The organism is Serratia ureilytica, from assembly GCF_017309605.1.
Lineage (GTDB): Bacteria > Pseudomonadota > Gammaproteobacteria > Enterobacterales > Enterobacteriaceae > Serratia > Serratia ureilytica.
Genome location: NZ_CP071320.1, coordinates 1,400,745 through 1,426,170 on the forward strand (window position 1 = coordinate 1,400,745; position 25,426 = coordinate 1,426,170).

27 protein-coding genes and 1 tRNA gene are annotated in these 25,426 nt (G+C 57.6%); 21 read left to right on the forward strand and 7 right to left on the reverse strand.

The annotated features are described in order from the left end of the window. Positions 1-134: 134 nt before the first annotated feature. Positions 135-1,631, reverse strand: coding sequence for a PAS domain S-box protein (locus J0X03_RS06500; RefSeq protein WP_160204464.1), 1,497 nt, complete (start codon positions 1,629-1,631; stop codon positions 135-137). A 227-nt stretch (positions 1,632-1,858) separates the two neighbouring features. On the opposite strand from J0X03_RS06500, the gene J0X03_RS06505 reads away from it, so the two are divergent. The 6 genes from J0X03_RS06505 (at position 1,859) to J0X03_RS24245 (ending at position 5,614) form a co-directional block, all read left to right on the forward strand. Then, a complete protein-coding gene (locus J0X03_RS06505; protein WP_160204463.1) occupies positions 1,859-2,830 on the forward strand; it encodes a YrzE family protein in 972 nt (323 codons plus the stop codon). Position 2,831: 1 nt separating this feature from the next. Beyond that, positions 2,832-3,053: a hypothetical protein gene (locus J0X03_RS06510; protein WP_033643922.1), complete on the forward strand. Its 222-nt coding sequence runs from the start codon at positions 2,832-2,834 to the stop codon at positions 3,051-3,053. 699 nt (positions 3,054-3,752) lie between these two features. After that, the gene (locus J0X03_RS06515; RefSeq protein WP_163965920.1) at positions 3,753-4,553 is read left to right on the forward strand and encodes a helix-turn-helix domain-containing protein; all 801 of its coding nucleotides are present in this window, start codon (positions 3,753-3,755) and stop codon (positions 4,551-4,553) included. A 19-nt stretch (positions 4,554-4,572) separates the two neighbouring features. After that, entirely contained in the window at positions 4,573-4,833 is a 261-nt protein-coding gene (locus J0X03_RS06520) for a hypothetical protein (RefSeq protein WP_201750851.1), read from the forward strand. Between the two features lie 150 nt (positions 4,834-4,983). Beyond that, positions 4,984-5,400: a lactonase family protein gene (locus J0X03_RS06525; RefSeq protein ID WP_265342540.1), complete on the forward strand. Its 417-nt coding sequence runs from the start codon at positions 4,984-4,986 to the stop codon at positions 5,398-5,400. Positions 5,401-5,416: 16 nt separating this feature from the next. Continuing rightward, the gene (locus J0X03_RS24245) at positions 5,417-5,614 is read left to right on the forward strand and encodes a beta-propeller fold lactonase family protein (protein ID WP_052752698.1); all 198 of its coding nucleotides are present in this window, start codon (positions 5,417-5,419) and stop codon (positions 5,612-5,614) included. 213 nt (positions 5,615-5,827) lie between these two features. Here J0X03_RS24245 and J0X03_RS06530 read toward each other — a convergent pair whose 3' ends face one another. From J0X03_RS06530 to J0X03_RS06545, 4 genes are all read right to left on the reverse strand, one after another. Further along, on the reverse strand, positions 5,828-6,712 hold the full coding sequence (locus tag J0X03_RS06530) for a ComEC/Rec2 family competence protein (protein ID WP_142075837.1): 885 nt from the start codon (positions 6,710-6,712) through the stop codon (positions 5,828-5,830). A gap of 25 nt (positions 6,713-6,737) precedes the next feature. Next, entirely contained in the window at positions 6,738-7,343 is a 606-nt protein-coding gene (locus J0X03_RS06535; protein WP_046687572.1) for a hypothetical protein, read from the reverse strand. A gap of 427 nt (positions 7,344-7,770) precedes the next feature. Next, positions 7,771-7,845 (reverse strand) — tRNA-Arg (locus J0X03_RS06540). A 129-nt stretch (positions 7,846-7,974) separates the two neighbouring features. Continuing rightward, positions 7,975-8,901: a formate/nitrite transporter family protein gene (locus tag J0X03_RS06545; RefSeq protein WP_046687571.1), complete on the reverse strand. Its 927-nt coding sequence runs from the start codon at positions 8,899-8,901 to the stop codon at positions 7,975-7,977. Between the two features lie 229 nt (positions 8,902-9,130). Between J0X03_RS06545 and ccmA the strand changes: the two genes are divergently transcribed. The 10 genes from ccmA to mlaA all read left to right on the forward strand — a co-directional run bounded on the left by ccmA (position 9,131) and on the right by mlaA (position 16,984). Further along, a complete protein-coding gene (gene ccmA, locus J0X03_RS06550; RefSeq protein ID WP_015378626.1) occupies positions 9,131-9,763 on the forward strand; it encodes a cytochrome c biogenesis heme-transporting ATPase CcmA in 633 nt (210 codons plus the stop codon). Beyond that, positions 9,763-10,422: a heme exporter protein CcmB gene (ccmB, locus tag J0X03_RS06555; protein ID WP_025303731.1), complete on the forward strand. Its 660-nt coding sequence runs from the start codon at positions 9,763-9,765 to the stop codon at positions 10,420-10,422. The genes ccmA and ccmB overlap by 1 nt, the downstream gene beginning before the upstream one ends. Before the next feature lie 120 nt (positions 10,423-10,542). Continuing rightward, positions 10,543-11,280, forward strand: a complete 738-nt coding sequence (locus tag J0X03_RS06560; protein WP_042785127.1) for a heme ABC transporter permease — start codon at positions 10,543-10,545, stop codon at positions 11,278-11,280. Then, entirely contained in the window at positions 11,277-11,513 is a 237-nt protein-coding gene (gene ccmD, locus J0X03_RS06565; RefSeq protein WP_033651976.1) for a heme exporter protein CcmD, read from the forward strand. The genes J0X03_RS06560 and ccmD overlap by 4 nt, the downstream gene beginning before the upstream one ends. Then, positions 11,510-12,004 carry a cytochrome c maturation protein CcmE gene (ccmE, locus tag J0X03_RS06570; RefSeq protein WP_004936264.1) on the forward strand — a complete coding sequence of 165 codons (495 nt, stop codon included), beginning with the start codon at positions 11,510-11,512 and terminating at the stop codon, positions 12,002-12,004. The genes ccmD and ccmE overlap by 4 nt, the downstream gene beginning before the upstream one ends. Then, positions 12,001-13,971: a heme lyase CcmF/NrfE family subunit gene (locus tag J0X03_RS06575; RefSeq protein ID WP_033632468.1), complete on the forward strand. Its 1,971-nt coding sequence runs from the start codon at positions 12,001-12,003 to the stop codon at positions 13,969-13,971. Before ccmE ends, J0X03_RS06575 begins: the two co-directional genes overlap by 4 nt. Continuing rightward, positions 13,968-14,519 carry a DsbE family thiol:disulfide interchange protein gene (locus J0X03_RS06580; RefSeq protein WP_033643916.1) on the forward strand — a complete coding sequence of 184 codons (552 nt, stop codon included), beginning with the start codon at positions 13,968-13,970 and terminating at the stop codon, positions 14,517-14,519. Before J0X03_RS06575 ends, J0X03_RS06580 begins: the two co-directional genes overlap by 4 nt. Beyond that, positions 14,516-14,983, forward strand: a complete 468-nt coding sequence (locus tag J0X03_RS06585) for a cytochrome c-type biogenesis protein (protein ID WP_033643915.1) — start codon at positions 14,516-14,518, stop codon at positions 14,981-14,983. The genes J0X03_RS06580 and J0X03_RS06585 overlap by 4 nt, the downstream gene beginning before the upstream one ends. Continuing rightward, a complete protein-coding gene (gene ccmI / locus J0X03_RS06590) occupies positions 14,983-16,197 on the forward strand; it encodes a c-type cytochrome biogenesis protein CcmI (RefSeq protein WP_096242464.1) in 1,215 nt (404 codons plus the stop codon). The genes J0X03_RS06585 and ccmI overlap by 1 nt, the downstream gene beginning before the upstream one ends. Positions 16,198-16,225: 28 nt before the next feature. Continuing rightward, entirely contained in the window at positions 16,226-16,984 is a 759-nt protein-coding gene (gene mlaA, locus J0X03_RS06595) for a phospholipid-binding lipoprotein MlaA (protein ID WP_033643913.1), read from the forward strand. 117 nt (positions 16,985-17,101) lie between these two features. Here mlaA and fadL read toward each other — a convergent pair whose 3' ends face one another. Beyond that, the gene (gene fadL / locus J0X03_RS06600; protein ID WP_160204461.1) at positions 17,102-18,424 is read right to left on the reverse strand and encodes a long-chain fatty acid transporter FadL; all 1,323 of its coding nucleotides are present in this window, start codon (positions 18,422-18,424) and stop codon (positions 17,102-17,104) included. A 405-nt stretch (positions 18,425-18,829) separates the two neighbouring features. On the opposite strand from fadL, the gene J0X03_RS06605 reads away from it, so the two are divergent. The 4 genes from J0X03_RS06605 to sixA all read left to right on the forward strand — a co-directional run bounded on the left by J0X03_RS06605 (position 18,830) and on the right by sixA (position 23,669). Continuing rightward, positions 18,830-19,126: a YfcZ/YiiS family protein gene (locus J0X03_RS06605; RefSeq protein ID WP_072145088.1), complete on the forward strand. Its 297-nt coding sequence runs from the start codon at positions 18,830-18,832 to the stop codon at positions 19,124-19,126. A 195-nt stretch (positions 19,127-19,321) separates the two neighbouring features. Beyond that, positions 19,322-20,632, forward strand: a complete 1,311-nt coding sequence (gene fadI / locus J0X03_RS06610) for an acetyl-CoA C-acyltransferase FadI (protein ID WP_047574220.1) — start codon at positions 19,322-19,324, stop codon at positions 20,630-20,632. Continuing rightward, entirely contained in the window at positions 20,632-22,797 is a 2,166-nt protein-coding gene (gene fadJ / locus J0X03_RS06615) for a fatty acid oxidation complex subunit alpha FadJ (RefSeq protein WP_060660418.1), read from the forward strand. Before fadI ends, fadJ begins: the two co-directional genes overlap by 1 nt. A gap of 389 nt (positions 22,798-23,186) precedes the next feature. After that, entirely contained in the window at positions 23,187-23,669 is a 483-nt protein-coding gene (gene sixA, locus J0X03_RS06620) for a phosphohistidine phosphatase SixA (protein ID WP_004936230.1), read from the forward strand. Positions 23,670-23,738: 69 nt separating this feature from the next. Here the strand turns inward: sixA and smrB are convergent, their stop codons facing one another. Next, positions 23,739-24,269, reverse strand: a complete 531-nt coding sequence (gene smrB, locus J0X03_RS06625; protein WP_099782550.1) for an endonuclease SmrB — start codon at positions 24,267-24,269, stop codon at positions 23,739-23,741. A gap of 170 nt (positions 24,270-24,439) precedes the next feature. On the opposite strand from smrB, the gene prmB reads away from it, so the two are divergent. Further along, positions 24,440-25,372 (forward strand): 50S ribosomal protein L3 N(5)-glutamine methyltransferase, encoded by a 933-nt coding sequence (gene prmB, locus J0X03_RS06630; protein WP_025160157.1) that lies wholly within the window; start codon positions 24,440-24,442, stop codon positions 25,370-25,372. Positions 25,373-25,426: the final 54 nt, after the last annotated feature.

Consider the following 25,426-nt stretch of genomic DNA (forward strand, 5'->3'; position numbering starts at 1 on the left):
TATGATGCGCTCCTTAGGTTCGATCCGTTTGGCGTTCGCACAGGGCGAAAACCTGCATTTGCACCGCCATGTTATGCACTTCACTCGGTGCTCATAAGGGGCGTTTGCATCGGTATGGCTAGTGCATTTGCAGGCTACTTGCCATTCATCGAGGCTGGTCCGCCGGTAAACAGCCCGCGTTCTCTGGCCCATACGATGGCTTCGCTGCGGCTGTGCACGCCGAGTTTGGAATAGACCGTCGCGACATGATTGCGAATGGTGTTGAGCGCCAGATTAAGGCGCGCCGCGATTTTCTTGTCCGGCAGTCCCTCGCAGATCAAACCCAGCACATCGCGCTCGCGCGGGGTGAGATCGTTGGCGGCAAACCCGGTCTGGTTGGACCGATTGATGCTTTTCACATTAGCCAGTTTTTCGATCAGGGTTTGGCTAAACCACGAGGCGTCCTGCATCACTTCCTCGATGGCGTTCACCAGCTCCAGCTCCGAGCGCTTGCGTTCGGTAATGTCCATGAGCACCAACAGATAGCAGGGCGCATTATGGATGCTGACGGCATCCGCCGAGGCCACGCAGTCGATTAACTCGCTCCCTTTCTTGCGCACCCGGATGTCCATCCCTTCGACATTGCCGGTTTTTTCCAGGGCGGCAAACAAACGGCTGCCCGCCTCGGGATCGTCAAAAACCGGGATCTCGTCGACCGATTTGCCGACCAAGGCTTCGGCGTCGTATTCGATAGCGCGGGTGAAGGCTTCGTTAACATCCAGCACGCGCCGCCCGTCTGCGGTGCACACCAGCGTTGGCACCGGGCTCAGGCGGAAAGATTTGGCGAACCGCTCTTCACTTTCTCGCAGCGCCGATTCAGCCTGGCGCCGGGGTTCGAGATCGGTAAACGTGAACAGCATGCAGTCGTCTTCATTGATGTCCAACGGTTGACCGGCAACCACCACCAGCTTGCTGCCTCCGTCGGGCAGTTTCAGCTCGGCCTCCATCTGCGGAATGGTGGCGCCTTCCCCCAGGCGCTGCACGGCCAGCTCTTTATGCTCGGCCTGTTGCAGGACGTCCAGTTCATAAACCGAACGCCCCAAGACCTGTTCACGTTGGTAACCGGTCATATCAAGGAACCCTTGATTGACCTTGACGTAGCGCAGATCGCTGAGCCGACAGATGACCGCCGGCGCCGGATTGGCGTTAAAGGTTTTTTCAAAGCGCTGTTCGGCGCTGGCCCACTCCGTCGCGTCGCTCATGATCAGCGCCAGCAGCTCCGGCTGCCCCTGCGGATCGGTGACGATCAGGCTCCGCAGGCGGTGCACCCAGAAACTGTCCGGATCGTCGACCTGGCGAACTTCCACCACCACATCGGTGAAGGTCTCGCCATCGGCAACCCGGTTCAAAGGGTACTGCTCCAAAGCCAGCGGATGGTTGTTGCGATAGCGCAGGGCAAAACGCGCCGCGTACTCGCCGGCATTGGCCCCCAGGGCTTGCTGGTGGCTCACGCCATGCATGGCTAACGCGGCCTCGTTGGCCCATAGCAGGGTTTGATCGGTATCCGTCAGGATCACGCCGTCGGACAAGCCGGAGATGATTTGCTGCAGGTGGCCGCGGTTGGTTTCGCTGGCCAAGACGGATTGGCTCATGTGTTCTCCGCTAGACAGAAGGGGAGCGGCCTCTCTAGGGGCCGCGGGTTACGCTACTCGCTGAGCAGCTTAGTGCATAACGTGCGTATTCGCAGGGTGTGAATGCACCAGGCGTTCTGGTGCAAATGAACCGGGACGGCCGATGATGCCGCGCGGCAGACTGAATTTGTCTGCGCGGTTTTCTGCCGTGCGTGCAATCACTTGTCCAGAAAATATAAGGAACAACGATGACCACTGTCTATGAATCAAATCGCTTTGCGTTTCAGGTGTCATGGGGCTCGATATTGGCCGGGAGTGCCGTGGCGCTGGTGACTTATCTGATATTCAGCGTGCTGGGGACGGCGATCGGCGCCCAGGCCGTGGATATGATGCAAAAGGGCAACCCGCTGAGCGGATTTGGCACCAGCACCGGGATCTGGCTGCTGGTTTCAACGCTGGCGTCGTTGGCCGCAGGCGCGTTCGTCGCCGGCCGCACCGCGCCGAATCGCGGCGGCTTGCATGGCCTGTTGAGCTGGGCGATCACCACCTTGCTGACCACCTGGTTGATGGTGTCGCTGGCAAGCGGCGTGGTGGGGCTGGCTGGCAACGCGGTTGGCAAAGGGCTCTCGCTGGCGGGCAGCGGCCTGGCGGCGGCGGCGCCAAGCGTGGGCGACAGCCTGAAGCAACAGTTGGATAAAAATGGCATCAGCCTGGACTGGGGAAACCTGGAAAGCCAGTTGAACGCAACGCTTAAGCAGACCGGTAAGCCGGAGCTGGATCCGGCTCGGTTGGAGCAGAAAGCCAATCGGGCGGCCGCCGACGGCAAACAGTCGGCCGTGGATGCCGCGGCCGATCCGGCGCAGGCCGCCACCGAGCTTAAGCAGTGGTTCGAGCGCGTTAAGCAGTCCGGTGAGCCGACGTTGAGCGCCGCCGATAAGGACGCGCTGGTGAATATTGTTGCGGCACGCACCGGCAAGAGCCTTGATGAAGCGAGCCAAATCGTCGATAACTACGCCCAGGCTTATCAGCAGGCGGTGCAGAAGGTGGAAAAACTCAAGGCCGAGGCCGAGCAGAAAGCGCGTGAAGCGGCTGATGAAGCGGCCAAGCAACTCTCTCGCGCCGCGTGGGGCTCACTGCTGATACTGCTGCTGGGCGCTGCGTTGAGCGCCGGCGTGGGGCGAATTGCCGAGTCAACCCGCCGTACCGTCACGGTGAGTTGAGATGGGCAAAAACCTGTCGTGCATCTCGCTGAATTATCGAAAAGTGGCGGGAGCGTCCGCGCCCGTACTGGTCATCGATTTTTGCAACGAGAACAACGAGCGCTACACCTTGCGCTATAACTTGCCGCCGGATACCCCGGAACGGACCGAGCGACGGGTGTCCTTGCTGCTGTATCTGTTGCGTAAGCACAGAGCGGCAGAGATCGACAACCTGACGGACTAATCCGCTCATTGGATGAAAAGCCCAGCTTTGCGTGCTGGGCTTTTTTTTGAGGAGCGGGCGGTTACGGTAACAAACTATGGCGAGTATCGGCTTGGCGCTTGACGGCGGAGAGGCTGGCGCGGTGCGGGAGCATCAATGCCCCCGGGACGGGAAGGCAATATATGACCTCTAACATGATTTGTTGATGCATCCGCTTTTTCTGTGCAGGGAAAGATAAAAAAGAAACTCACTGTTGCGACACGTGATTATTAAGCCTGATGTTCAGGCTTTGCGTTTATTCCTCTCAGCTTCCTTAGCCACGGCTCAGGCTTTACCCATTAGCTGCAATAAGTGTTATCAACAATCAAGGCTATAAAATGCGATTTCATTTCTGATGATGAAATTCCTATTCGGCCATGCAATTGATGCGATAAAAAACACTTTAAGATAAAAAATTTAACAGAAAGTGTGATTCTCACTGGCGGCGCAAGTGCTCCTTCAATAGATGCACTTTGTGTCGTTAAATTTTGTTTTTCGATTTTCTTGTGGGTGGATTTATATAACATGATCATTTTCAGTTATTTATATAATGACCTCTTGGAGGGTGTGAGAATAAAAAGAAGAGGGCGTGATTTTTTAGGATTAATCTTAATGACTTAATTTCTTCGCTTAACGATTTTAATGAAAAGGATACGGCTTTTATAAATGCAAGGAGCGCACATGGATTACAGAAGAGATATTCTTTTACAAGTATTGGAGTATATGGAAAAGAATATTGTGGAGGGGCTTTCGGTTGAGAAGGTTTCAATTATCTCGGGTTACTCTAAATGGCATTTACAGCGGTTGTTTAAGCATTATTTTGGCATTACGCTCGGGACGTATATCAGGAATAGAAAGCTGAGCCGATCGGCTGTCTTGCTCAAACAGCATCAAGGGAACATATTGGATGTCGCCTTGGCATCGGGGTTTGCCTCTCAGCAATGCTACACCCGGGCATTCAAACGTTTCTTTGGCGAAACGCCCAACAGCTTTAGAAACAGCCGGGGATGGGATTTTTCCACGCAGATCCCCCCGTACGGCAACGATAATAAACCCTATTTCTATCATACGGTCATGCCGGATGACATCGAGATGCTGAAGCATTACAAAACATTAATTTTCCATTCTATAAGGAAATACAGAGATGCCAATGATATTGCGCAGACTAATGAGAAACGGCTAAGCAAAAATTGGGGGGCATATAATGTAGAGAAAAGCAGGGGGAATAAATGCCATGCCAACGGCAAGGATCAGGCGGTTTTTCACTCCATCTTCAACTTCTATATCCCAATGGGCAAATATATTGTTATTCCCTTTATGGGCGAGTTGCCTGAGTACGTTAATTTTTTTGAGGGGATATATGATGCTTACTTGCCGGCCATCAACGTCAAAATGAGGGAAAGCTTCTTTATCGAGCTATATAGAGATGAAAGTTCAAACAGTAAGGTTATCAATGTCGATATACTTATTCCTGTGACGTAGTGATGGAAAAGGAGACGTCATGAATAGAGAAAATCGCCCCGATTCGATGAATAAACGGCACCACGCACTCCTGCTACTGTATTTAAGGCTGTCTGCCTTTGGCCGAATCATCGTCGCCGGTTTAGGAAAACGGGCCATTCAATTCATGCTGGCATTTATTCTGTTCATATTTTCAGGAAATGCGATGGCCAATAATTGGGAACATCAGCCAATCGCAGTAGTCGGTGCCTGGATACATATTTCAAATGCGTCGGCCGATATCCTATACATGCCACACTGAGCCCGGATGGCAAGTTTTTGGTTGCCGCCAACGACTCTGCAGTCAAGGCGTTTCAGGTCTGGCGGCGCTGCTGATTTGCAGCTACGGTAAACTGATTTAACGTGTGCAACATTATCCGTTCATACCTGGTTACGGCATCGTACAGGGGCGTTGGGGGAGAGGCATGCGTACTCCACCGCGTTCAGCCGCGATGGTAAACATCTGTACGCGGCAGATATCGACGGGGGCAAACTGGACGCCTATTGCTATCGCTCGGATAACACGCAGCCGTTGCAAGCAGGTACTGTATGCGATGCCGGTTTTGTAACCGGCGCTGGTCCACGGCACATGGTGTTATCACCAGAAGGCGAATATGCGTATGTCATCACTGAAATGGTGGGCGAGATCGAGGCGATTACCGTTAACGACAATCGATTGACTCTGAGAGGGAAAGTGAAACTGAACGGCGGCCTCGATTCGGCGGAGGCGAAAAGCGGTGGAGCCGTTATTCTTAGGCCGAGCGGCAGGTATCTTATTGCCACCAATTTGCGGTACCGAAAACCAACTACGGGTATTAAAAATTGCTGAGGATAGCCTGCCGGGTATGTCGACGCGCTATCAGGCCGGCGATATTGAACCGCGCGCGTTCGCGTTCGATGCCGCCAGCCACTCTCTCTATGTTACGAATGTGTTCATTAATACCGTTATGCTGTTCGATTTCGATGATGATTCGGGGGAGTTGAAGGCCAGGGGAGAGGCCGCGACGATCTCTACCCCGACGGATATTAAGTTTTTTAATTAGTGTCAATCGGGGGCTTAAGTCTCTGGCGGCGTGTTTATTAGAGAGAGGGAATGCGTTATTTGCATCGCGTTGGATTAAAGCCGTCAACGTACTATGTGCTATTGCCTAATAATTTAGGCGCAAGGGCTCCTTGAAAGATGTTACATTAATGGCCGGAAATGTATGGAGGGGATAGCCCCTCCTTGTAAGGTTTAAGAGAGACGATGATTAGTATTATATGTTAACTGAACCGATATAGCGCCCTAGTTCTACGTTGTCAGCATATTCGTTATCAAACTTATCATTTTGATAATTTTTACAGGAAACATAGAAATGAACTTTACGGCCGACACACTCCATAGTGACATCACCGGCACGATTCTGTGTAATTGTCTTGTAACCCGTATAGTAATGCAAATGACGAGAGGGAGCCTCGCCGATAATGATCACTTTGGGTTTAATCTTATCTAGCCAGGAATTAGGGATTTTCCCCGAATCTCGGCCATGGTGAGAGGCGAAAACAACGGTGGTTTCCTGTAATTCTATATCATCGACGATATTTTCCATAAATTCAGTTTCTAAATCCCCTAGCCACATCACGCTTGCACCATCGTTCAGTTTATAGCGGACAACAGCAGAAATGTTATTATAACTTTCGCCGCGCTCGCTGGCGTTCAATGCGTCAGTAAAATGCGGGTTGTCTGTTTTTGGCCAAAGAATAGACAGGCCTGCGCTTTTTCTTGCTTCGTCGCTAAGGTTCATCCACTTACGTTTACAGTTTTTTGAAATATAAAATGCTTTATCTCCATCTCGCAATTCACAATATTTTTTAAAGGAAACGGTTTCTTCCGCTTTGATGGCCTTATTCTTGACTACATAAAAGTTGTATATCTTGAATGCGGCATCAAGAAGCTCAATTCCGCCGAAGTGGTCTTCATCCGGATGCGTGCTGATAAAACGGCTTATTCCCTTGTCGGCAGCCTGCTTCTTTATATCTGCGATGATGCTCTCTGCATTATCGCGGTTGATATGGCAATCAATGATCGTAAAATTATCGGTGTTATGCCTAATATAGAACATATCGCCATTGTCGACGGAGAAGCTTTTTATTAATGACATGGACTTTCCTTATTCCTGAGAATGATTATTTCTTCGAAGCCTCAATGGCCAGCGCCGTGCAGACTAAGCGGATGCCCATCTGCTGAGCGGCGATTGCGCTCATGAGGTATTGAATCAGAAAGACGATGATGATCGGCCAGATCGTCACTTCCGTATGAGTAGCACGCAAGATCACTGGCAGAATAATGAGGAACAAAAACGATATTGTCGCCAGATCGCGAAAAAGCAGAAAGCGTTTATTGATATCCTGAATGGCTTCTTCTTTATGATGCTTTCTATAAATTCTATACCACTCAACGTTTTGTTCTCTGGCTGTGGAAGGCAAGGGGGTTATATTTTCTTGTAGCCATCGCTCATCAATACGATTGTCACTATACATATATTTACTGAATGCCCTGTGACCCGGCAAGGCATACTTAAACCGCCAGAAGGCGAGTGACGCCTTGGCGTCTGGCGGGATAACCGTAGAGAGCAGAAGTAATAAGGGAGGAGCTAAGAATGTACTGGCTATTTTGGCTATTTCTATACTTTCCGATAACGAGACTTGCTGTATCATGACTGAAGCCAATATGCTGATATCAAAGGCCAAGAATGCGCCAAGCCAGCCAATGAGTCCTTTCTTTATCGACATTTAAATACCAATGATTTTTAATGGGAGATGATGTATTTCGGGAATATATCAGCAGGGCGTTTTTTTTCAATTAAACAATTCGGTTTTTCTAAATTAAGTCTTTAATTTTATCGCGAGCGTTTCTACTTGACATTTAATTTGGTTTTTATATGTTTTCTTGTGTTTTTGACTGTTTTTTATCGTGAGGATGAAACTTAACTTTTATTTAATTTATTTTTTTTATGGTTAATTCGTTAATTAATTTAAAATTTTAATGTTTTAGCTAAATTTATTCTTTGGGGTGATTTTTACCGTGAATTTATATGTGGTTTTAATGGTTCTTTCGTTAGTCTTGGTCGATGAATTTCTATGGAGGGCTTTAGGGGACGGTGCACGATGAGTGGCACAGTGGCAGAGTGGCGATAGCCCGGCAAGAGGTAAGGAAAAATGGCGTCCCCGACTGGAATCGAACCAGTAACTAGCCCTTAGGAGGGGCTTGTTATATCCGTTTAACTACGGGGACGCTGCGGACCGGCAACCGAAGCTGCCGGGGCATTATACCTTTTTTTACCCGCAGAATAAGCGCTTAGCGGCGCGTTTGCTCAATACCTCGCCAGTTCGCGCCGAAATTTCCTTGGCTAACCGACGGCGATCACGGTTTTTCCCCGCCGTGGCGCCGTTTTTCCTCTTGCAGGCGCGCCGCCTTATTTTTGGCGCTCAAATCGTTGCGGATTTGCGCGTGGCTTATCAGCGCAAAGATAAAAGTGCCGCCGATGATGTTGCCCGCCAGCGTCGGCAGGGCGAACGGATAAACGAATGCTTGCCATTCCATCGCGCCGTTGAACACCAGATACAGGATCTCCACCGAGCCGACCACGATATGCGTCAAATCGCAAATCGCCACCAGGTAGGTCATCAACACGATCACCCAGATTTTCGCCGCGCCGGCGGCCGGAAACATCCATACCATGGTGGCGATGATCCAGCCGGCCAGGATGCCGTTGGCGAACATTTCTCCCGGCGTATGGCGCATCACCTCTTCGCCCAGGCTGATGAAGGCGCGGCGCGTTTCGGCGTCGAACAGCGGCATATGGGTAAACGCCAGCGCCGCCAGCGCGGTGCCGATCAGATTGCCGAGCAGCACCACGCCCCACAGGCGCAGCAGGATAAGCAGGTTGCGCGGCGTGGGCTTATGCATGATCGGCAACACCGCCGTGACGGTGTTTTCGGTAAACAGCTGCTGGCGCGCCATAATGACAATGATAAAACCGAAGGTGTAGCCGAGGTTCTCAATGAAAAAGCGGCTGGGATCGTCCGGCAAGCGGGCGTGGAAAATGCCTTTCGCCGCCAGCGAGGCGCCCATCGACAGCCCGGCGGCGATCGCCGACCACAGCAGCGCCAGCCCGTCGCGCTCTAGCTCTTTTTCGCCTTCCATCCGGATCTGCTCATGCACCGCTGCCGCGCGCGAAGGCAAATTTTCTTCCCTGACTTCGATTTCGCGTTTGCCCTGTTCCTGCTCTTCGCTCTCTACCTGCATTGTCTCATCCGGCTCGTGCTCCTGGCGTGGCTGTTCGTTCATGCTGTCGCTCCTGCTCAATAAGGGTGAGTTCACGTCATTAAGCGTAGTTGCCCGGTCTAAATGCGGCGAAATACAGAAAAAGGTAACAAGAGTTAAAATCCGTCGATTTTTTCCACGCATTCTTGATCCTGCTCGCCATATTGGCCCCTCGGCGCGCCCGCCGCAGGCTGCGTGCGGGGAAAGGCTTATGCTATGATTCGCTATCCCAAAGAAAAATATGAGTTCCCTGATGCTGGAAGCCAAAAGTCTGAGTTGCGTGCGCGATGAGCGCATCCTGTTTAGCGAGCTAAGCTTTTCAGTTCAGCCGGGCGATATCATTCAGGTAGAAGGGCCGAACGGCGCGGGCAAGACCAGTTTGCTGCGCATCCTCGCCGGTCTGGCGCGGCCGGACGGCGGTGAGGTGTGCTGGCGCGGGCGCAACACGCTGCGCGATCGCGCGGCGTATCAGCAAGATTTGCTGTTTATCGGCCATCAACCGGGCATCAAAGCCGTATTGACACCCTTTGAAAATCTGCAGTTTTATCAGGCGGTGCGCGGCGCGGCCGAGCATCAGGCCATCTGGCGCGCGCTGGAGCAGGTGGGGTTGGTGGGGTACGAAGATCTGCCGGTGGCGCAGCTTTCGGCCGGGCAACAGCGGCGGGTGGCGCTGGCGCGATTGTGGCTCAGCGCGGCGCCGCTGTGGATCCTCGATGAACCCTTGACGGCAATCGATAAACAGGGCGTGGCCGAGTTGATTAGCCTTTTTGAACAACATGCGCAGCGGGGCGGCATGGTATTGTTGACCACGCATCAGGATTTGGCCGGCGTCAGCCAAACGGTGGGCAAAATTCGTTTGGCGGAACACGACGCGGGGAGTTTGTGATGTTTTTGACTCTGGTGCGTCGCGAATTGAAGATCGCCTGCCGTAAAGGGTCGGAGATCGTCAACCCACTGTGGTTTTTCCTGATTGTGATCACGCTGTTCCCGCTGGGGATTGGCCCTGAACCGCAGCTGCTGGCGCGCATTGCGCCGGGCATCGTGTGGGTGGCGGCGCTGCTGGCTTCGCTGCTGTCGCTGGAGCGGCTGTTTCGCGACGACTTTCTCGACGGTTCGCTGGAGCAGCTGTTGCTGCTGCCGACGCCGCTGCCGATGACGGTGCTGGGCAAAGTGTGTGCTCACTGGGTTGTGACGGGATTGCCGCTGCTGATCCTGTCGCCGCTGGTGGCGCTGCTGCTGTCGCTCGATATGCAAACCTGGCTGGCGGTGGCGGGTACGCTGCTGCTCGGCACGCCGACGCTGAGTCTGATCGGCGCTATCGGCGTGGGGCTGACCGTCGGCCTGCGCAAAGGGGGCGTGCTGCTCAGCCTGCTGGTGCTGCCGCTGTATATCCCGGTGCTGATCTTCGCCACCGGCGCGATCGACGCCGCCTCGATGGGCATGCCGATCGACGGTTATCTGGCGATACTCGGCGCGATGCTGGCGGGCAGCGTGACATTGGCGCCGTTTGCCACCGCGGCGGCGCTGCGAGTGAGCGTGCACTAGCTAACGTATTGAATGAACAGACGGGGCAAGGCCGACAAGAGCGTACCCCGCAGAAGATTTTCGCCGTTTCGAACGCTCGGAGCGGCCGACGCATAAAAATTACCGTGAGCACTGACGACAATGTGGAAATGGTTACATCAACTGGCGCGGCCCGAACGGCTGTATCACGTCTGCGGCCGCTTTATCCCCTGGCTGGGGCTGGCGGCGGCGGCCTGCCTGCTGCTCGGCTGGGCATGGGGCTTTGGCTTCGCGCCGAAGGATTATCAGCAGGGGGACAGCTTCCGCATCATTTATATTCATGTGCCGGCGGCCATGTGGTCGATGGGCATCTACGCCTCGATGGCGGTGGCGGCGTTTATCGGCCTGGTGTGGCAGATGAAAATGTCCGATACCGTGGTGGCGGCGATGGCGCCGATCGGCGCGGTGTTCACCTTTATCGCGCTGGTGACCGGCTCCGCCTGGGGTAAGCCGATGTGGGGCACCTGGTGGGTATGGGACGCGCGGCTGACCTCCGAGCTGGTGCTGCTGTTCCTCTATATGGGTGTCATCGCGCTGTATAACGCTTTTGAAGACCGTCGCCTGGCGGGCCGGGCCGCCGGCATTCTGGTGCTGGTGGGCGTGGTGAACATTCCGATCATCCATTTCTCCGTCGAATGGTGGAATACGCTGCATCAGGGCTCGACCAACATGCAGCAATCCATCGCGCCAAGCATGCGCACCCCGCTGCGCTGGGCGATCCTCGGCTACCTGCTGTTGTTCATCACGCTGACGCTGATGCGCTTGCGCAATCTGATCCTGTTCCAGGAGCGCCAGCGCCCGTGGGTTGCCGGGCTGGTGAATAAGGAGCGTCAGTCATGAATGCCGCGTTCGATTCCTGGCCGGCGTTTTTCGCCATGGGCGGTTATGCCTTCTATGTCTGGCTGGCGGTCGCCGTCACGCTGATTTCGCTGTTGGGGCTGGTGGCGCACACCGTCTGGCAGCGGCGGCTATTGCTCGCCGAGATCGGCCGCCGTCAGGCGCGCGAGCGGCGCATTCGCCATGCGCAACAATCAAAACAAAAATCCGCCGCACCGCGGGAGAAATCATTGTGAATCCACGTCGTAAAAGCCGCCTTTATCTGGCGATCGTTGTGCTGATCGGCATCGCGCTGACCGCAACCCTGATGCTGTACGCGCTGCGCTCCAACATCGATCTGTTCTACACCCCGGGTGAAATCCTGCAGGGCAAGGGCGAAAACCATGAGAAGCCCGAGGTCGGCCAGCGGCTGCGCATCGGTGGCATGGTGATGCCCGGCTCGGTGAAACGCGATCCCAATACGCTGCAGGTCAGCTTCAAGATTTACGATGCGCGCGGCGCGATCGGCGTGACCTACACCGGCATTCTGCCGGACCTGTTCCGCGAAGGGCAGGGCGTGGTGGCGCAGGGCGTGCTGGGCGAGGGCAACGTGGTCAACGCGCGCGAAGTGCTGGCCAAGCACGACGAGAAATACACCCCGCCGGAAGTGGCCGACGCGATGAAAGAGAATCACAAAGGGCCGGCGGAAGCGTATAACGCGCCGCAGGCGGAGGGCGCCAAGTCATGATGCCGGAACTGGGCAGTTTTCTGCTGTGCCTGGCGCTGGCGATCGCGCTGCTGCTGAGCATTTACCCGCAGTGGGGCGCGGCGCGGCAGGACAGCCGCATGATGGCGGTGGCCCGCCCGCTGACCTACGGCATGTTCGCCGCGATTGCGCTGGCGTTCCTGTGCCTGGTGCATGCCTTCGTGGTCAATGACTTTACCGTCGCCTACGTGGCCACCAACTCCAATACCCAACTGCCGGTGTATTACCGCATCGCCGCCACCTGGGGGGCGCACGAAGGTTCGCTGCTGCTGTGGGTGCTGCTGCTGAGCTGCTGGTCGCTGGCGGTGGCGTTGTGCAGCCGGGCGATGCCACAGGACGCGGTGGCGCGGGTGTTGTCGGTGATGGGCATGATCACCGCCGGCTTCCTGCTGTTCATCATCATGACCTCCAACCCGTTCACCCGCACGCTGCCTAACTTCCCGATCGACGGCAGCGATCTCAACCCGCTGCTGCAGGATATCGGCCTGATCTTCCACCCGCCGCTGCTGTACATGGGCTATGTCGGCTTCTCGGTCGCCTTCGCGTTCGCCATCGCCTCGCTGATGGCCGGCCGGCTCGACACCGCCTGGGCGCGCTGGTCGCGCCCGTGGACCACCGCCGCCTGGGTGTTCCTCACGCTGGGCATCGTGCTCGGATCGGCCTGGGCCTACTATGAGCTGGGCTGGGGCGGTTGGTGGTTCTGGGATCCGGTGGAGAACGCTTCCTTTATGCCGTGGCTGGCCGGCACCGCGCTGATGCATTCGCTGGCGGTGACCGAGAAACGCGGCACGTTCAAAGCCTGGACGGTGTTGCTGGCGATCACCGCTTTCTCGCTGTGCCTGCTGGGCACCTTCCTGGTGCGCTCCGGCGTGCTGGTCTCGGTGCACTCCTTCGCCTCCGATCCGGCGCGCGGCATGTTTATTCTCGCCTATCTGGTGATCGTCATCGGCGGTTCGCTGCTGCTGTACGCGGTCAAGGGCGGCCAGGTGCGCAGCCGGGTGCAGCACGAGACCTTCTCGCGCGAGACCTTCCTGCTGGGCAACAACGTGCTGCTGATCGCCGCCATGCTGGTGGTGCTGTTGGGCACGCTGCTGCCGTTGGTGCACAAACAGTTGGGGCTGGGCAGCATTTCGATCGGCGAGCCGTTCTTCAACACCATGTTCACCTGGCTGATGGCGCCGTTGGCGCTGCTGTTGGGCATCGGGCCGCTGGTGCGTTGGCGCCGCGATGAGCCGGGCAAGCTGTGGCGCCGCCTCGGCGTGGCGCTGCTGGTGACGCTGGTGCTGTCGATTCTGCTGCCGTGGCTGTTGCAGGACAGCATCGCCGGCATGACGGTGGTGGGCCTGATTATGGCGCTGTGGGTGATCATCCTGACGCTGATGGAGCTGCATGAGCGCGCCACCCATCGTCACGGTTTCTGGCGCGGCCTGCGGCAGCTGTCCCGCAGCCACTGGGGCATGGTGCTCGGCCACCTCGGCGTGGCGGTGACGGTGATCGGCATCGCCTTCAGCCAGAACTACAGCGTGGAGCGCGACGTGCGGATGAAGGCCGGCGACAGCGTGGATATCCACAACTATCACTTTGTGTTCCGCGACGTGCACGACATTCGCGGCCCGAACTACAGCGGCGGCGTCGGCATCATCGACGTCACGCGCAACGGCAAGCCGGAGGCGACGCTGCACGCGGAGAAACGCTACTACAGCGTGGCGCGCAGCATGATGACCGAGGCGGCGATCGACGGCGGGTTCAGCCGCGATCTGTACGCGGCGCTGGGCGAGGAGCTGGAAGACGGCTCCTGGGCGGTGCGTCTGTATTACAAACCCTTCGTGCGCTGGATCTGGTTCGGCGGCGTCTTTATGGCGATCGGCGGCCTGCTGTGCATTCTCGATCCGCGTTATCGCATGAGCAAAAAGCTCAAGCGCGAAGGCAAGCTGGAGGCGCAATCATGAAGCGTAAGCTGCTGTTTATCCCGTTGGTGCTCTTCCTGCTGCTGGTGGCGGCCCTGATGGTGCAACTGACGCGCAACGCCGGCGGCGAAGATCCGACCATGCTGGAGTCGGCGCTGATCGGCAAACCGGTGCCGACCTTCAGGCTGGAATCGTTGGATCAGCCGGGCAAAACCTACGATCAGGCGGTGCTGCGTGACGGCAAGCCGATCTTGCTCAACGTCTGGGCGACCTGGTGCCCGACCTGCCGCGCGGAGCACCAGTATCTCAATACGCTGGCGGCGCGCGGCGTGCGGGTGGTCGGCCTGAACTATAAAGACGATCGCGCCAAGGCGGTGACCTGGCTTAATTCCCTCGGCAATCCCTATGCGCTCAGCCTGTACGACGGCGACGGCATGCTGGGATTGGATCTCGGGGTGTACGGCGCGCCTGAGACCTTCCTTATCGACGGACAGGGGATCATTCGCTATCGCCACGCCGGCGACATGAACGAGCGCGTCTGGCAGCAGGAAGTGCTGCCGCTGTATAGAAAGTACGGGGGTGAGGCATGAGGCTGATTGCCCTGCTGTTCGCCGCATTGCTGAGCTGGAGCGCCGCTGCGGCGATCGATACCTATCGCTTCAACTCCGTTGAGCAGGAGCAACAGTATCGCGAGTTGACCGAACAGCTGCGCTGCCCGAAATGCCAGAACAACAGCATTGCCGATTCCAACGCCATTATCGCCGCAGACATGCGCACCAAGGTGTACGAGCTGATGATGCAGGGGCAAAGCAAGCAGCAGATCATCGATTACATGGTGGCGCGTTATGGCAATTTCGTCACCTACGAACCGCCGGTAACGCCGGCGACGCTGATCTTGTGGATCGGCCCGCTGCTGTTCGTGCTGATAGGCGGGGCGGTGGTGATCCTGCGCACCCGTCGCCGGCCCGATGCGGCGGTGGACGATGAATTCTCCGAACGGGAACGGCAGCGCCTGGCGGCGTTGTTGCAAGAGACTGACAGGAAGAAACCCTAATGGCTTTTTGGCTGATTATTTGCGTGTTGCTGGCCGGCGCCGCTGCGTTGCTGGTGGTGCCGGCGATGCGCCGCGGCAAGCAGAGCGCCGCTACGCGCGATGTGCTGAACAAGGCGTTCTATCAGGATCGCCTCAGCGAACTGGAGCAGGACGAGCAGCAGGGTGTGGTGGCCGAGCGCCCGGAGCTGGTTAAAGAGCTGCAACAGAACCTGTTGAACGACATCCCCGTCGAACAGGCAGAGCAGGCGAACCCGATCAACCGTTGGGCGTTAGTGCCGGGCGTGCTGTTATTGCTGGCGGTGACCGTTGGCTTTTATCTGAAAACCGGCGGGTTGGCGCAGGTGCTGGATTGGCGTCTGGTGCAGGCGCAAATGCCGGAATTGCGTGAGCGCGTCGCCAATGAGCGCGCCAAACCGCTGAGCATGGAAGAGATCGCTCGCCTCGGGCTGGGGCTGCGCACCGAGCTGCAGCAGGACGATCGCAATATCAATGACTGGATGATGCTGGGGCGCGTCGGCATGGCGTTGAACAACGCCACCACCGCCACGCAGGCGTTTGCTCATGCCTATCAATTGGATCCGAATAGTCTGGAAGTGCGGCTCGGCTATGCCGAGGTCTTGACGCGATCCAACGATCCGGAGGATAACAAGCAGGCGACGCAGCTGTTGCGGCGCATGATCGCGGAAAATCACAGCGATCCGCGGGTGCTCAGCCTGCTGGCGTTTAACGCTTTCGAACAGGGCGATTTCAAACAGGCGATCGGCGCCTGGCAAGTGATGCTGCAGCTGCTGCCGGCCAACGATCCGCGCGCGGAAGTGATAAAGCGCAGTATTGCACAAGCAAAAGCCCAGGCCGGCGGAGAAACTGTTAAACTGAATGTGACTGTTTCACTGTCACCGCAGGCGGCGAAAGCCATGCCGCCGCAGGGGACGCTGGTTATCTCGGTGACCGACGGCGTCAGCCCGGTGCCGGTCGCGGTAAAACAATTGCCGCTGAGCCGTTTTCCGCTGTCTTTCTCTCTGGACGACAGCAACGCCATGATGCCCGAGCGTCTACTCTCGGCACAGCATCAGGTGCAGGTGCGTGTGCGCCTCTCACAGGACGGATTGGCCACGCCGCAGCCGGGGGACTGGTTCGGCGAAAGCTCGCTGCAGACATTCAGCGGCAAAGAGCAGGTTAGCGTTCAGATAAACAAGCAGGTCCCTGAAAAATAAGACCGAACGTGTTTTTATGGAGAAAAATATGAACTTTCGCCTGACTGGGGTGGCATTCGCAGCGGCATTACTGGTGGGCTGTGCCAGCGCGCCAGACAATGAGCCGCAAGGGCGTTCCGATCCTCTGGAAGGATTTAACCGGACGATGTTCGACTTCAACTACAACGTCCTGGATCCTTATATCCTGCGTCCGGTCGCGGTGGCCTGGCGTGACTACGTGCCGATGCCGGCGCGTAACGGCATCAGCAACTTCACCTCCAACCTGGAAGAGCCGGCCAGCATGGTCAACGCCTTCCTGAAGGGCGATCCTTACCGCGGGATGATCCACTTCAACCGTTTCTTCCTGAACACCCTGCTCGGGATGGGCGGCCTGATCGACGTGGCCGGCATGGCCAACCCGAAACTGGCGCGCGAAGAGCCGAACCGTTTCGGCAGCACGTTGGGGCATTACGATGTGGGCTACGGTCCGTACGTGATGCTGCCGGGCTACGGCAGCTTTACCCTGCGTGAAGACGGCGGCGACTTTGCGGATACGCTGTATCCGATGCTGAGCTACCTGACTTTCTGGATGTCGGCGGGCAAATGGGTGGTCGAGGGTATCGAAACTCGCGCTCAACTGCTGGATTCCGACGGCCTGCTGCGCAACTCCTCCGATCCTTATGTCATGGTGCGCGAAGCTTACTTCCAGCGCCACGACTTCATCGCCAACGGCGGTTCGCTCAAGCCGGAAGAGAACCCGAACGCCAAGGCGATTCAGGGCGATCTGGACGAGATCGACTCGCAGTAACCGCCGGCCTTATGCCCATGAAAACCCGCCGTCTGGCGGGTTTTTTTACGCCCGCGGTGAGCGACAGGCAAAGAAAAAGCGCCCCGTGGGGCGCTTTGGCATCCATCTCAAGCGAGATTAGAAGCGGTAGTTGAAGTTGGCGCCGTACAGCCAGGCCTTGCCTTCGGAGGTGAAGGTGTAAGGACCTTCATTGATGGTGACTTTCTGGCCGTGCATGTAGGACACGCCGACGTCAACCGAGGCGTCTTTGTTGAACGCATAGGTAGTACCGGCACTCAGCCAGAAACGGTCCTGATCGGGAATGGAGATCGAACGGTTTTGGGCAGGCACCGGGCTGTCATCGAAGGCGATACCGGTACGGAAGGTCCAGTTATCGTCGTAGAAGTAGGTGGTGCCCAGCGCGATGCGGTAAGCGTCTTTGAAGCCTTCATGCTTCTGGAACAGCGTCTGGCCGTTGTTGCCGGTGGCTTTCAGCTCCTGGAACTGGCTCCAGCTGGTGTAGGCCAGGCTGTAGTGAACGGCCCACTGCGGCGCCACTTTGTTGTAACCGGACAGCTCCCACATTTCAGGCAGGTGCAGGCTCAGAGAACCCGGGATAGTGGTGCCGTTGGTGCCCCATGGCAGGCCTTGAGAGGCCAGCAGCGGGTTGAAGGCAGAAGGCAGGCTGCTCTTGTAATCGCCGTCGAAGTCGATTTTGACTTCAGAGCGATAGGTGAAGCCGTAACGGTTGTTTTCATCCACTTCGTAGAGAATACCGGCGTTCCAGCCGAAGCCCCATTCGTCGCCTTTCAGGTGAGAAATTTGGGTATCTGCCGGGATCTGCGAAACCGGGCCGGCCAACTGTGGCGGCAATTTGCCTGAACCGGCGATCAATTTTGGCAGATCGCCGGCGTAACGCTCGAGTTTAGCCTTGGCGTAGACGGCGTCAAAACCCAGACCGAAGCTGAAGTTTTTGTTCAGGCGATAAGCGCCGCTCAGGTTAAGGTTCAGGGTTTCTAGATCGGTTTTGCCGCCCATGGAGCCCGCCGCATAACCGTTGTTGTATTCGGTCGCCAAACCGAAGTTGCTGGTGACCGAGCCGCCTACGGCGAATTGCTCGTTAATCGGGTGAACATAATGCAGGTTCGGCACCCAGGCGGTCGGCGCGATGTTTTTCGCATCCAGACTGGCGCGGGAAGGCGAGGTACCGGAAATATCGACGTCCGGATCGATGAAGACTGCGCCGAAAGAGAGTTCCGGGCGGGTATACATCATCAGCAACGCCGGGTTGCGGCTTGCGGAGGCCGCCGTATCCGCCATGGCGCCTTCGCCAGAATACGAACGTCCTAAACCAGCTGATGAGAACTCATTCAGCTGGAATCCTGCGGCAGACACGTTTGAAGAAATAATTGCCACTGCAGCTGCGAGAGCTGATTTAGTCAATAGGTTTTTCTGGCTCATGACCAAAACCTCATTATGTGTTTATTATTTAAACTATTGTTACACGAAGTAACAAGGAGCGCGGGATTGTAGGGTCCGTTATCGTTCAGACAAATCAGACCAGTGGCTGAAGTATAGGTCTGACCTGTGAAAATGTTGCAAGTTTGTTTTTGAAATATTTCCACTCTGATATCAAAAAAGAGATCTGCTTAACAAAAAGACAGTGGTAAATAACAAAATTCTTACCATTTCTTAGCAGGCGCTCATTTTTATTTGTGATTTCCATCACTTAAAACACCCAGTAAAAGTAAGTGCTAGTGATTGCCGGCTTGGGAGCGTAAAATACCCACAGAATTTTGTGGCTTTGCGCCGGTGAATAAAACGGCAATTTGGGCTGATAACAGAGGCCCTTGAGGAGAACCAATCATGTCAGATGCAATTAATAAATGCAGCGCCCAGGAAACCGCCGCGTGTTGCTGCGTGGATGTCGGCACCGTGATGGATAACACCGATTGCACCGCATCCTACAGCCAGGTGTTCAGCAATCAACAAGATGCGGAGGCGATGCTGGCGGCCCTGAGCGAAAAGGCGCGCGCGGTCGAATCCGATCCTTGTGACATCAGCAGTAGCATTAAACCGGTTGACGGTGGCGTGCAGTTGGAGGCCGATTTCACCTTCGCCTGCCAGGCGGAAACCCTGATCTTCCAGCTCGGCCTGCGTTAATCCCCGCTTTACCCCCGGCGCCGCCTGCTGCGCGCCGGGGATTTCCTTCCCCGTGCCGCCCCGATAGAAAGTGCGCCTGCTCGCAGTTTTGATCTCTGCCGGTTTGCCAAATGTAACCGTTTGGTTAACAATGACCTCATCAGGTCAGACCTCTTTCTGCCCATTGCGCTGACGTTATTTTCTTCAGGAGCATTTATGAGTAAGGCACTGCCGTTGGTGACCCGTCATGGTGACCGCATTGCGATTGTGAATGGACTGCGTACCCCCTTTGCCAAACAGGCGACTGCCTATCACGGCATTCCGGCGGTGGATTTAGGGAAAACGGCGGTGAGCGAGCTGTTGGCGCGCAGCGGTATCGATCCGCAGCTTATCGAACAGCTGGTGTTCGGCCAGGTGGTGCAAATGCCCGAGGCGCCGAACATCGCGCGTGAGATCGTGCTCGGCACCGGCATGAGCGTCCATACCGACGCCTACAGCGTGTCGCGCGCCTGCGCCACCAGCTTCCAGGCGATCGCTAACGTGGCGGAGAGCATCATGGCCGGCAGCATCAGCGTCGGCATCGCCGGCGGGGCGGATTCGTCTTCCGTCTTGCCGATCGGCGTCAGCAAGGCGCTGGCACGCACGCTGGTGGACGTCAACAAGGCGCGCACGCTGTCGCAGCGTCTCAAACTGTTCAGCCGGCTGAAATTCCGCGATCTGATGCCGGTGCCGCCGGCGGTGGCGGAGTATTCCACCGGCTTGCGCATGGGCGATACCGCCGAACAGATGGCGAAAAGCCACGGCATCACCCGTGAAGCGCAGGATGCGCTGGCGCACCGTTCGCATGAGCTGGCGGCCAGGGCCTGGCAGGAGGGGTGGCTGCGCGATGAGGTGATGACCGCCTACGTGCCGCCGTACCGCGCACAGCTTTCTGAAGACAACAACATCCGCAAAGACTCCAGCCTGGCTTCCTACGCCAAGCTGAAACCGGCGTTCGATCGCAAGCACGGCAGCGTCACTGCGGCCAACAGCACGCCGTTGACCGACGGTGCGGCGGCGGTACTGATGATGAGCGAATCGCGCGCCAAAGAGCTGGGGCTGCAGCCGCTCGGCTATCTGCGCAGTTTCGCCTTTGCCGCCATCGACGTGTGGGAAGACATGCTGCTGGGGCCCTCCTACGCCACGCCGCTGGCGCTGGATCGCGCCGGCATCGGCCTGGCCGATCTGACGCTCATCGACATGCATGAAGCCTTCGCCGCGCAAACGCTGGCCAACCTGAAGATGTTCGCCAGCGAAGCGTTCGCCCGCGAGAAGCTTGGCCGCAGCCAGGCAATCGGCGAAGTGGACATGGACAAATTCAACGTATTGGGCGGTTCTATCGCCTATGGTCACCCGTTCGCCGCCACCGGCGCGCGCATGATTACCCAGACGCTGCGTGAGCTGAAACGCCGCGGCGGCGGGCTGGGCCTGACCACCGCCTGCGCCGCCGGCGGGTTAGGGGCCGCGATGATCGTGGAGGTGGAATGATGAGCGTCGAAAACGCATTGCACGAGCAGCGCGCCAAACCGTCGGCCTTTCAACTGACGATCCGCCCCGACAACATCGGGGTGATCACCATCGACGTGCCGGGCGACAAGGTCAATACGCTCAAGGCCGAGTTCGTCGAACAGGTTAACGACGTGCTGATCCGCGCGCAGCAGCATACTGCGCTGGAAGGGCTGGTGATCGTTTCCGGCAAGCCGGACTCGTTTATCGCCGGCGCTGATATCACCATGATCGCCGCCTGCACCAGCGCCAAAGAGGCGGAAACGCTGGCCAAGAAAGGGCAGAGCACGCTGGCGCAGATCGCCGCCTTCCCGGTACCGGTGGTGGCGGCCATCCACGGCGCCTGCCTGGGCGGCGGGCTGGAATTAGCGCTGGCCTGCCACGGCCGCGTCTGTTCGCTGGATGACAAAACCGCGCTCGGTCTGCCGGAAGTGCAGCTGGGCCTGCTGCCGGGCTCCGGTGGCACTCAGCGCCTGCCGCGCCTGATAGGCGCCGCCAAGGCGCTGGACATGATCCTGACCGGCAAGCACATTCGCGCCCGCCAGGCGTTGCGCATGGGGCTGGTGGACGACGCCGTGCCGCAATCGATTTTGCTGCAGACCGCCATCGAGCGGGTGAAACAGGGCTGGAAGCATCAGCGCGAGCTGCCGTGGCAGGATCGTCTGCTCAACGGCCCGCTGGGCAGAAATCTGCTGTTCAGCATCGTGCGCAAGAAAACGTTGGCGAAAACGCACGGCAACTACCCGGCGGCGGAGCGCATCATTCAGGTGGTGCGCACCGGGCTGGATCACGGCAGCGCCAGCGGCTATGAAGCCGAAGCGCGCGCCTTTGGCGAGCTGGCGATGACGCCGCAATCGGCGGCGTTGCGCAGCCTGTTCTTCGCTTCCACCGCGCTGAAAAAAGAGCGGGGCGGCGATGCTCAGCCGCGCGCCTTGCATCGCGTCGGCATTCTCGGCGGCGGCCTGATGGGTGGCGGCATCGCCTGCGTCACCGCCACGCGCGGCGGTTTGCCGGTTCGCATCAAAGACATCAATGAAACTGGCATCAATCATGCGCTGAAATACAGTTGGGACGTGCTCGGCAAGCGGGTGCGCAGCAAGCGCATGCGCCCGGCGGAACGGCAAAAACAGATGATGCTGATCTCCGGCTCTACCGATTACACCGGCTTCGAGCAGGTGGATATCGTGGTCGAGGCGGTGTTTGAGGATCTGGCGCTGAAGCAGAAGATGGTGGCCGAGGTCGAAGCGAACTGCGCGCCGCATACCGTGTTCGCCTCCAATACTTCCTCGCTGCCTATCGGTCAAATCGCCGAACAGGCCCAGCGGCCGCAGCAGGTGATCGGTCTGCACTACTTCAGCCCGGTGGACAAAATGCCGCTGGTGGAAGTGATCCCGCACGCTGGCACAAGCGAAGAGACTATCGCGACCACCGTGGCGCTGGCGCACAAGCAGGGCAAGACCGCCATCGTGGTGGGCGACAGCGCCGGTTTTTATGTCAACCGCATCCTGGCGCCGTACATCAACGAAGCGGCGCGCTGCCTGCTGGAAGGCGAGCCCATTGAATCGCTGGACAAAGCGCTGGTGGACTTCGGCTTCCCGGTCGGCCCCATCACCCTGTTGGACGAAGTGGGCATCGACGTCGGCACCAAGATCATTCCGGTGCTGGTCGAGGCGCTGGGGCCGCGCTTCGCCGCGCCTGCCGCGTTCGATGCGGTGCTGAAGGACGGGCGCAAAGGGCGCAAGAACGGCCGCGGCTTCTATCTTTACCCGAGCGAGGGGCAGCAGCGTCAGCGGCGTAAGCGCGCGGACACCTCATTGTATACGTTGCTCGGCGTCACGCCGAAGGCGCACATGCTGCCGGCGACCATTGCCCAGCGCTGCGTGATGATGATGCTGAACGAAGCGGCGCGCTGTCTGGATGAAGGCGTGATCCGCAGCGCGCGCGACGGTGACATCGGTGCGGTATTCGGCATCGGTTTCCCGCCGTTCCTTGGCGGCCCGTTCCGTTATATGGATGAACTCGGCGCCGAGAAAGTGGTGAAGACGCTGGACTACCTGCGTCAGCAGCACGGCGAGCACTTCGCGCCGTGCGAGCGTCTGCAGCGCATGGCGCAGCAGGGCGAACGTTTTTACCCGCTGGGGAGTTGAACGCAGGGCGGCCCGATTTGCACTATAGTTGCAACAGGGCCGCGTTGTGATCGCCATCACTCCTTGCGACAGCGTCAGCCCGTGAGGCTGTACAGCAAGGCTGCGGCAGCGGTAAGTTAGCTTGAGCGCCATCAATAATTTTCATGGCGGAAAGGTTAAAATTTAACCCGTTGAATTGATTGTTCTATGAGCAATCGAGGTTTGCCCGGGGAGGATTGCTGTAAAAAACAGCATTTTCTTTACGCAAACTTTCAGGCAAAATGCCCGGCCGCCATAAAGAGACGGCGCGTTATCGTTTTAAAGCTTTGGCTTTGGGGTTGTAAAACTCGGCGGTACAGCACGCACGGCGTTTCTGTATAGCGTTACTTTGTCAACAACAGCGGTGCAATATGCAAGTTTTGATTATGCGTCACGGAGAGGCGGCGCTCGAGGCAGCCAGCGATGCGGTAAGGCCCCTTACCCTGTGCGGCCGCGACGAGTCCCGTCAGATGGCGGCCTGGTTGAACACCAAGTCTGTGGATATTGAACGCGTGCTGGTCAGCCCCTATCTGCGGGCCGAACAGACGCTGGCGACGGTGCGTGAAGCCTTGACGCTGCCGGAGGGCGAAGAAGTGCTGCCCGAACTGACGCCGGGCGGGAACGCCGAACAAGTCGGCAGCTATCTTCAGGCGCTGGCGATGCAAGGGGTGAGCTCGGTGCTGATCGTGTCGCACCTGCCGCTGGTGGGGTATCTGGTGGCGGAACTGTGCCCGGGCGAGTGCCCGCCGATGTTCGCGACCTCGGCGATCGCCAACGTCGATCTGCCGGCGGACGGCAGCTACGGCAAATTTGAATGGCAGGTCAGCCCGTCGCAGGTGATGGCCAAAGTGTGAGCCGCGGATGCGGTGCGGAATAAACTCAGGGCGATGTCTGACATCGCCCTGAGTCGTTTCTGCGGGAGGCTATTCTGCCAGCTCAACCAACAGCAGGACGGCGGCGTTGCCGCCCCATTCCTTCGGTGCCTGATGGAACGCCAGCACGTCGGGATGCTGCGCCAGCCACAGCGGCGTTTGCTGTTTGAGAATGTGTTTGCCGTGCCCGTGCATCACGCAGGCGCAGTGTACATGCTCGCGTTTGCAGGCGGCGATCAGCGCCCCCAATTCCTGCTTGGCCTGCAGCTGAGTCAGGCCGTGCAAATCAAGAAACAGCTCCGGCGAATAATCGCCGCGTCGCAGCTTCTTCAGCTCATACGGGCTGCTGCCGGGGCGCACGTAGCGCGTCGGGCCTTCCTCTTCCAGCTGTGGCTGATATTCATCTGAAAAATAATAGCTGGCATCGACCTGCTCCTGCAGCAGCCGCTGCGGCGCAACCTGTTTGACCTTGAGCTTCGGCGGGCGGTGGACGATGGTGTCCTGGCGCAGCTTTTTTGCGCCCGCCACCGACTCTCTGAAGAGCTGTTGTTCGTCTTTGCTCAGAGGGAGCTTGTTCTTCATGCTTCATTCACCGGAAATCGTTTATTTCGCTAGTTTACCTTGTGAATGAGCGCTGTCGACGCAAAACTCGGGCCAGAGTGAAAAGCGCGAGGGGCGCGCGTGATTTGTCGCGGGCTTCATGGCAAACTATGCGGCTAAATCATGAAACACAGCGCCTGCCGGAGGGCAAATTGGACAAAATTTTCGTCGACGAAGCAGTGAACGAACTGCACACCATTCAAGATATGCTGCGCTGGACGGTAAGCCGTTTCAACGCCGCCAATATCTATTATGGTCACGGAACCGACAATCCGTGGGACGAAGCGGTGCAATTGGTGCTGCCAAGCCTGTTTCTGCCGTTGGACATTCCGGAGGACATGCATACCGCTCGTCTGACTTCCAGCGAGCGCCATCGCATCGTTGAGCGCGTGATCCGCCGCGTCAACGAGCGTATCCCGGTCGCCTACCTGACCAACAAGGCCTGGTTCTGCGGCATGGAATTCTACGTCGACGAACGCGTGCTGGTGCCGCGCTCGCCGATCGGCGAGTTGATCAACGATCGTTTCAGCGCGCTGATCCCGCACCCGCCGCGCCATATTCTCGATATGTGCACCGGCAGCGGCTGCATCGCCATCGCCTGTGGCTATGCTTTCCCGGAAGCGGAAGTGGACGCGGTGGACATCTCCAGCGAAGTGCTGGCGGTGACCGAGCGCAATATTCAGGCGCACGGCGTCGAGCACCAGGTGATCCCGATCCGTTCCGATCTGTTCCGCGACGTTCCCGCGATCCAGTACGATCTGATCGTCACCAACCCGCCGTACGTCGATGCGGAAGACATGTCGGATCTGCCGCAGGAGTTCCGCTTTGAGCCGGAACTGGGGCTGGCGGCGGGCAGCGACGGCCTGAAGCTGGTGCGCCGCATCCTGGCCTGCGCGCCGGACTACCTGACCGACGACGGCGTGCTGATTTGTGAAGTGGGCAACAGCATGGTACATCTGATGGAACAATATCCGGACATCCCGTTCACCTGGCTGGAATTCGAAAACGGCGGCGACGGCGTGTTCATGCTGACCAAACAGCAGCTGGTGGATTGCAAGGATCACTTCAGCCTCTATCGCAGCTAAGCCGCATTTCCAAGGCCCGCATGGCGGGCCTCATAACGATAAAAGACTAACGGT

Excerpts from the sequence above, each read along its gene's own strand:
- J0X03_RS06535 (WP_046687572.1), bottom strand. The coding sequence starts at position 7,343 with ATGTCGATAAAGAAAGGACTCATTGGCTGGCTTGGCGCATTCTTGGCC.
- J0X03_RS06580 (WP_033643916.1), top strand. The coding sequence starts at position 13,968 with ATGAAGCGTAAGCTGCTGTTTATCCCGTTGGTGCTCTTCCTGCTGCTG.
- sixA (WP_004936230.1), top strand. The coding sequence starts at position 23,187 with ATGCAAGTTTTGATTATGCGTCACGGAGAGGCGGCGCTCGAGGCAGCC.
- J0X03_RS06605 (WP_072145088.1), top strand. The coding sequence starts at position 18,830 with ATGTCAGATGCAATTAATAAATGCAGCGCCCAGGAAACCGCCGCGTGT.
- ccmI (WP_096242464.1), top strand. The coding sequence starts at position 14,983 with ATGGCTTTTTGGCTGATTATTTGCGTGTTGCTGGCCGGCGCCGCTGCG.
- J0X03_RS06530 (WP_142075837.1), bottom strand. The coding sequence starts at position 6,712 with ATGTCATTAATAAAAAGCTTCTCCGTCGACAATGGCGATATGTTCTAT.
- ccmD (WP_033651976.1), top strand. The coding sequence starts at position 11,277 with ATGAATGCCGCGTTCGATTCCTGGCCGGCGTTTTTCGCCATGGGCGGT.
- fadL (WP_160204461.1), bottom strand. The coding sequence starts at position 18,424 with ATGAGCCAGAAAAACCTATTGACTAAATCAGCTCTCGCAGCTGCAGTG.
- J0X03_RS06545 (WP_046687571.1), bottom strand. The coding sequence starts at position 8,901 with ATGAACGAACAGCCACGCCAGGAGCACGAGCCGGATGAGACAATGCAG.
- smrB (WP_099782550.1), bottom strand. The coding sequence starts at position 24,269 with ATGAAGAACAAGCTCCCTCTGAGCAAAGACGAACAACAGCTCTTCAGA.
- fadJ (WP_060660418.1), top strand. The coding sequence starts at position 20,632 with ATGAGCGTCGAAAACGCATTGCACGAGCAGCGCGCCAAACCGTCGGCC.
- J0X03_RS06500 (WP_160204464.1), bottom strand. The coding sequence starts at position 1,631 with ATGAGCCAATCCGTCTTGGCCAGCGAAACCAACCGCGGCCACCTGCAG.
- J0X03_RS24245 (WP_052752698.1), top strand. The coding sequence starts at position 5,417 with ATGTCGACGCGCTATCAGGCCGGCGATATTGAACCGCGCGCGTTCGCG.
- J0X03_RS06510 (WP_033643922.1), top strand. The coding sequence starts at position 2,832 with ATGGGCAAAAACCTGTCGTGCATCTCGCTGAATTATCGAAAAGTGGCG.
- J0X03_RS06585 (WP_033643915.1), top strand. The coding sequence starts at position 14,516 with ATGAGGCTGATTGCCCTGCTGTTCGCCGCATTGCTGAGCTGGAGCGCC.
- J0X03_RS06505 (WP_160204463.1), top strand. The coding sequence starts at position 1,859 with ATGACCACTGTCTATGAATCAAATCGCTTTGCGTTTCAGGTGTCATGG.
- mlaA (WP_033643913.1), top strand. The coding sequence starts at position 16,226 with ATGAACTTTCGCCTGACTGGGGTGGCATTCGCAGCGGCATTACTGGTG.
- ccmA (WP_015378626.1), top strand. The coding sequence starts at position 9,131 with ATGCTGGAAGCCAAAAGTCTGAGTTGCGTGCGCGATGAGCGCATCCTG.
- ccmB (WP_025303731.1), top strand. The coding sequence starts at position 9,763 with ATGTTTTTGACTCTGGTGCGTCGCGAATTGAAGATCGCCTGCCGTAAA.
- J0X03_RS06515 (WP_163965920.1), top strand. The coding sequence starts at position 3,753 with ATGGATTACAGAAGAGATATTCTTTTACAAGTATTGGAGTATATGGAA.
- J0X03_RS06520 (WP_201750851.1), top strand. The coding sequence starts at position 4,573 with ATGAATAGAGAAAATCGCCCCGATTCGATGAATAAACGGCACCACGCA.
- J0X03_RS06575 (WP_033632468.1), top strand. The coding sequence starts at position 12,001 with ATGATGCCGGAACTGGGCAGTTTTCTGCTGTGCCTGGCGCTGGCGATC.
- J0X03_RS06560 (WP_042785127.1), top strand. The coding sequence starts at position 10,543 with ATGTGGAAATGGTTACATCAACTGGCGCGGCCCGAACGGCTGTATCAC.
- fadI (WP_047574220.1), top strand. The coding sequence starts at position 19,322 with ATGAGTAAGGCACTGCCGTTGGTGACCCGTCATGGTGACCGCATTGCG.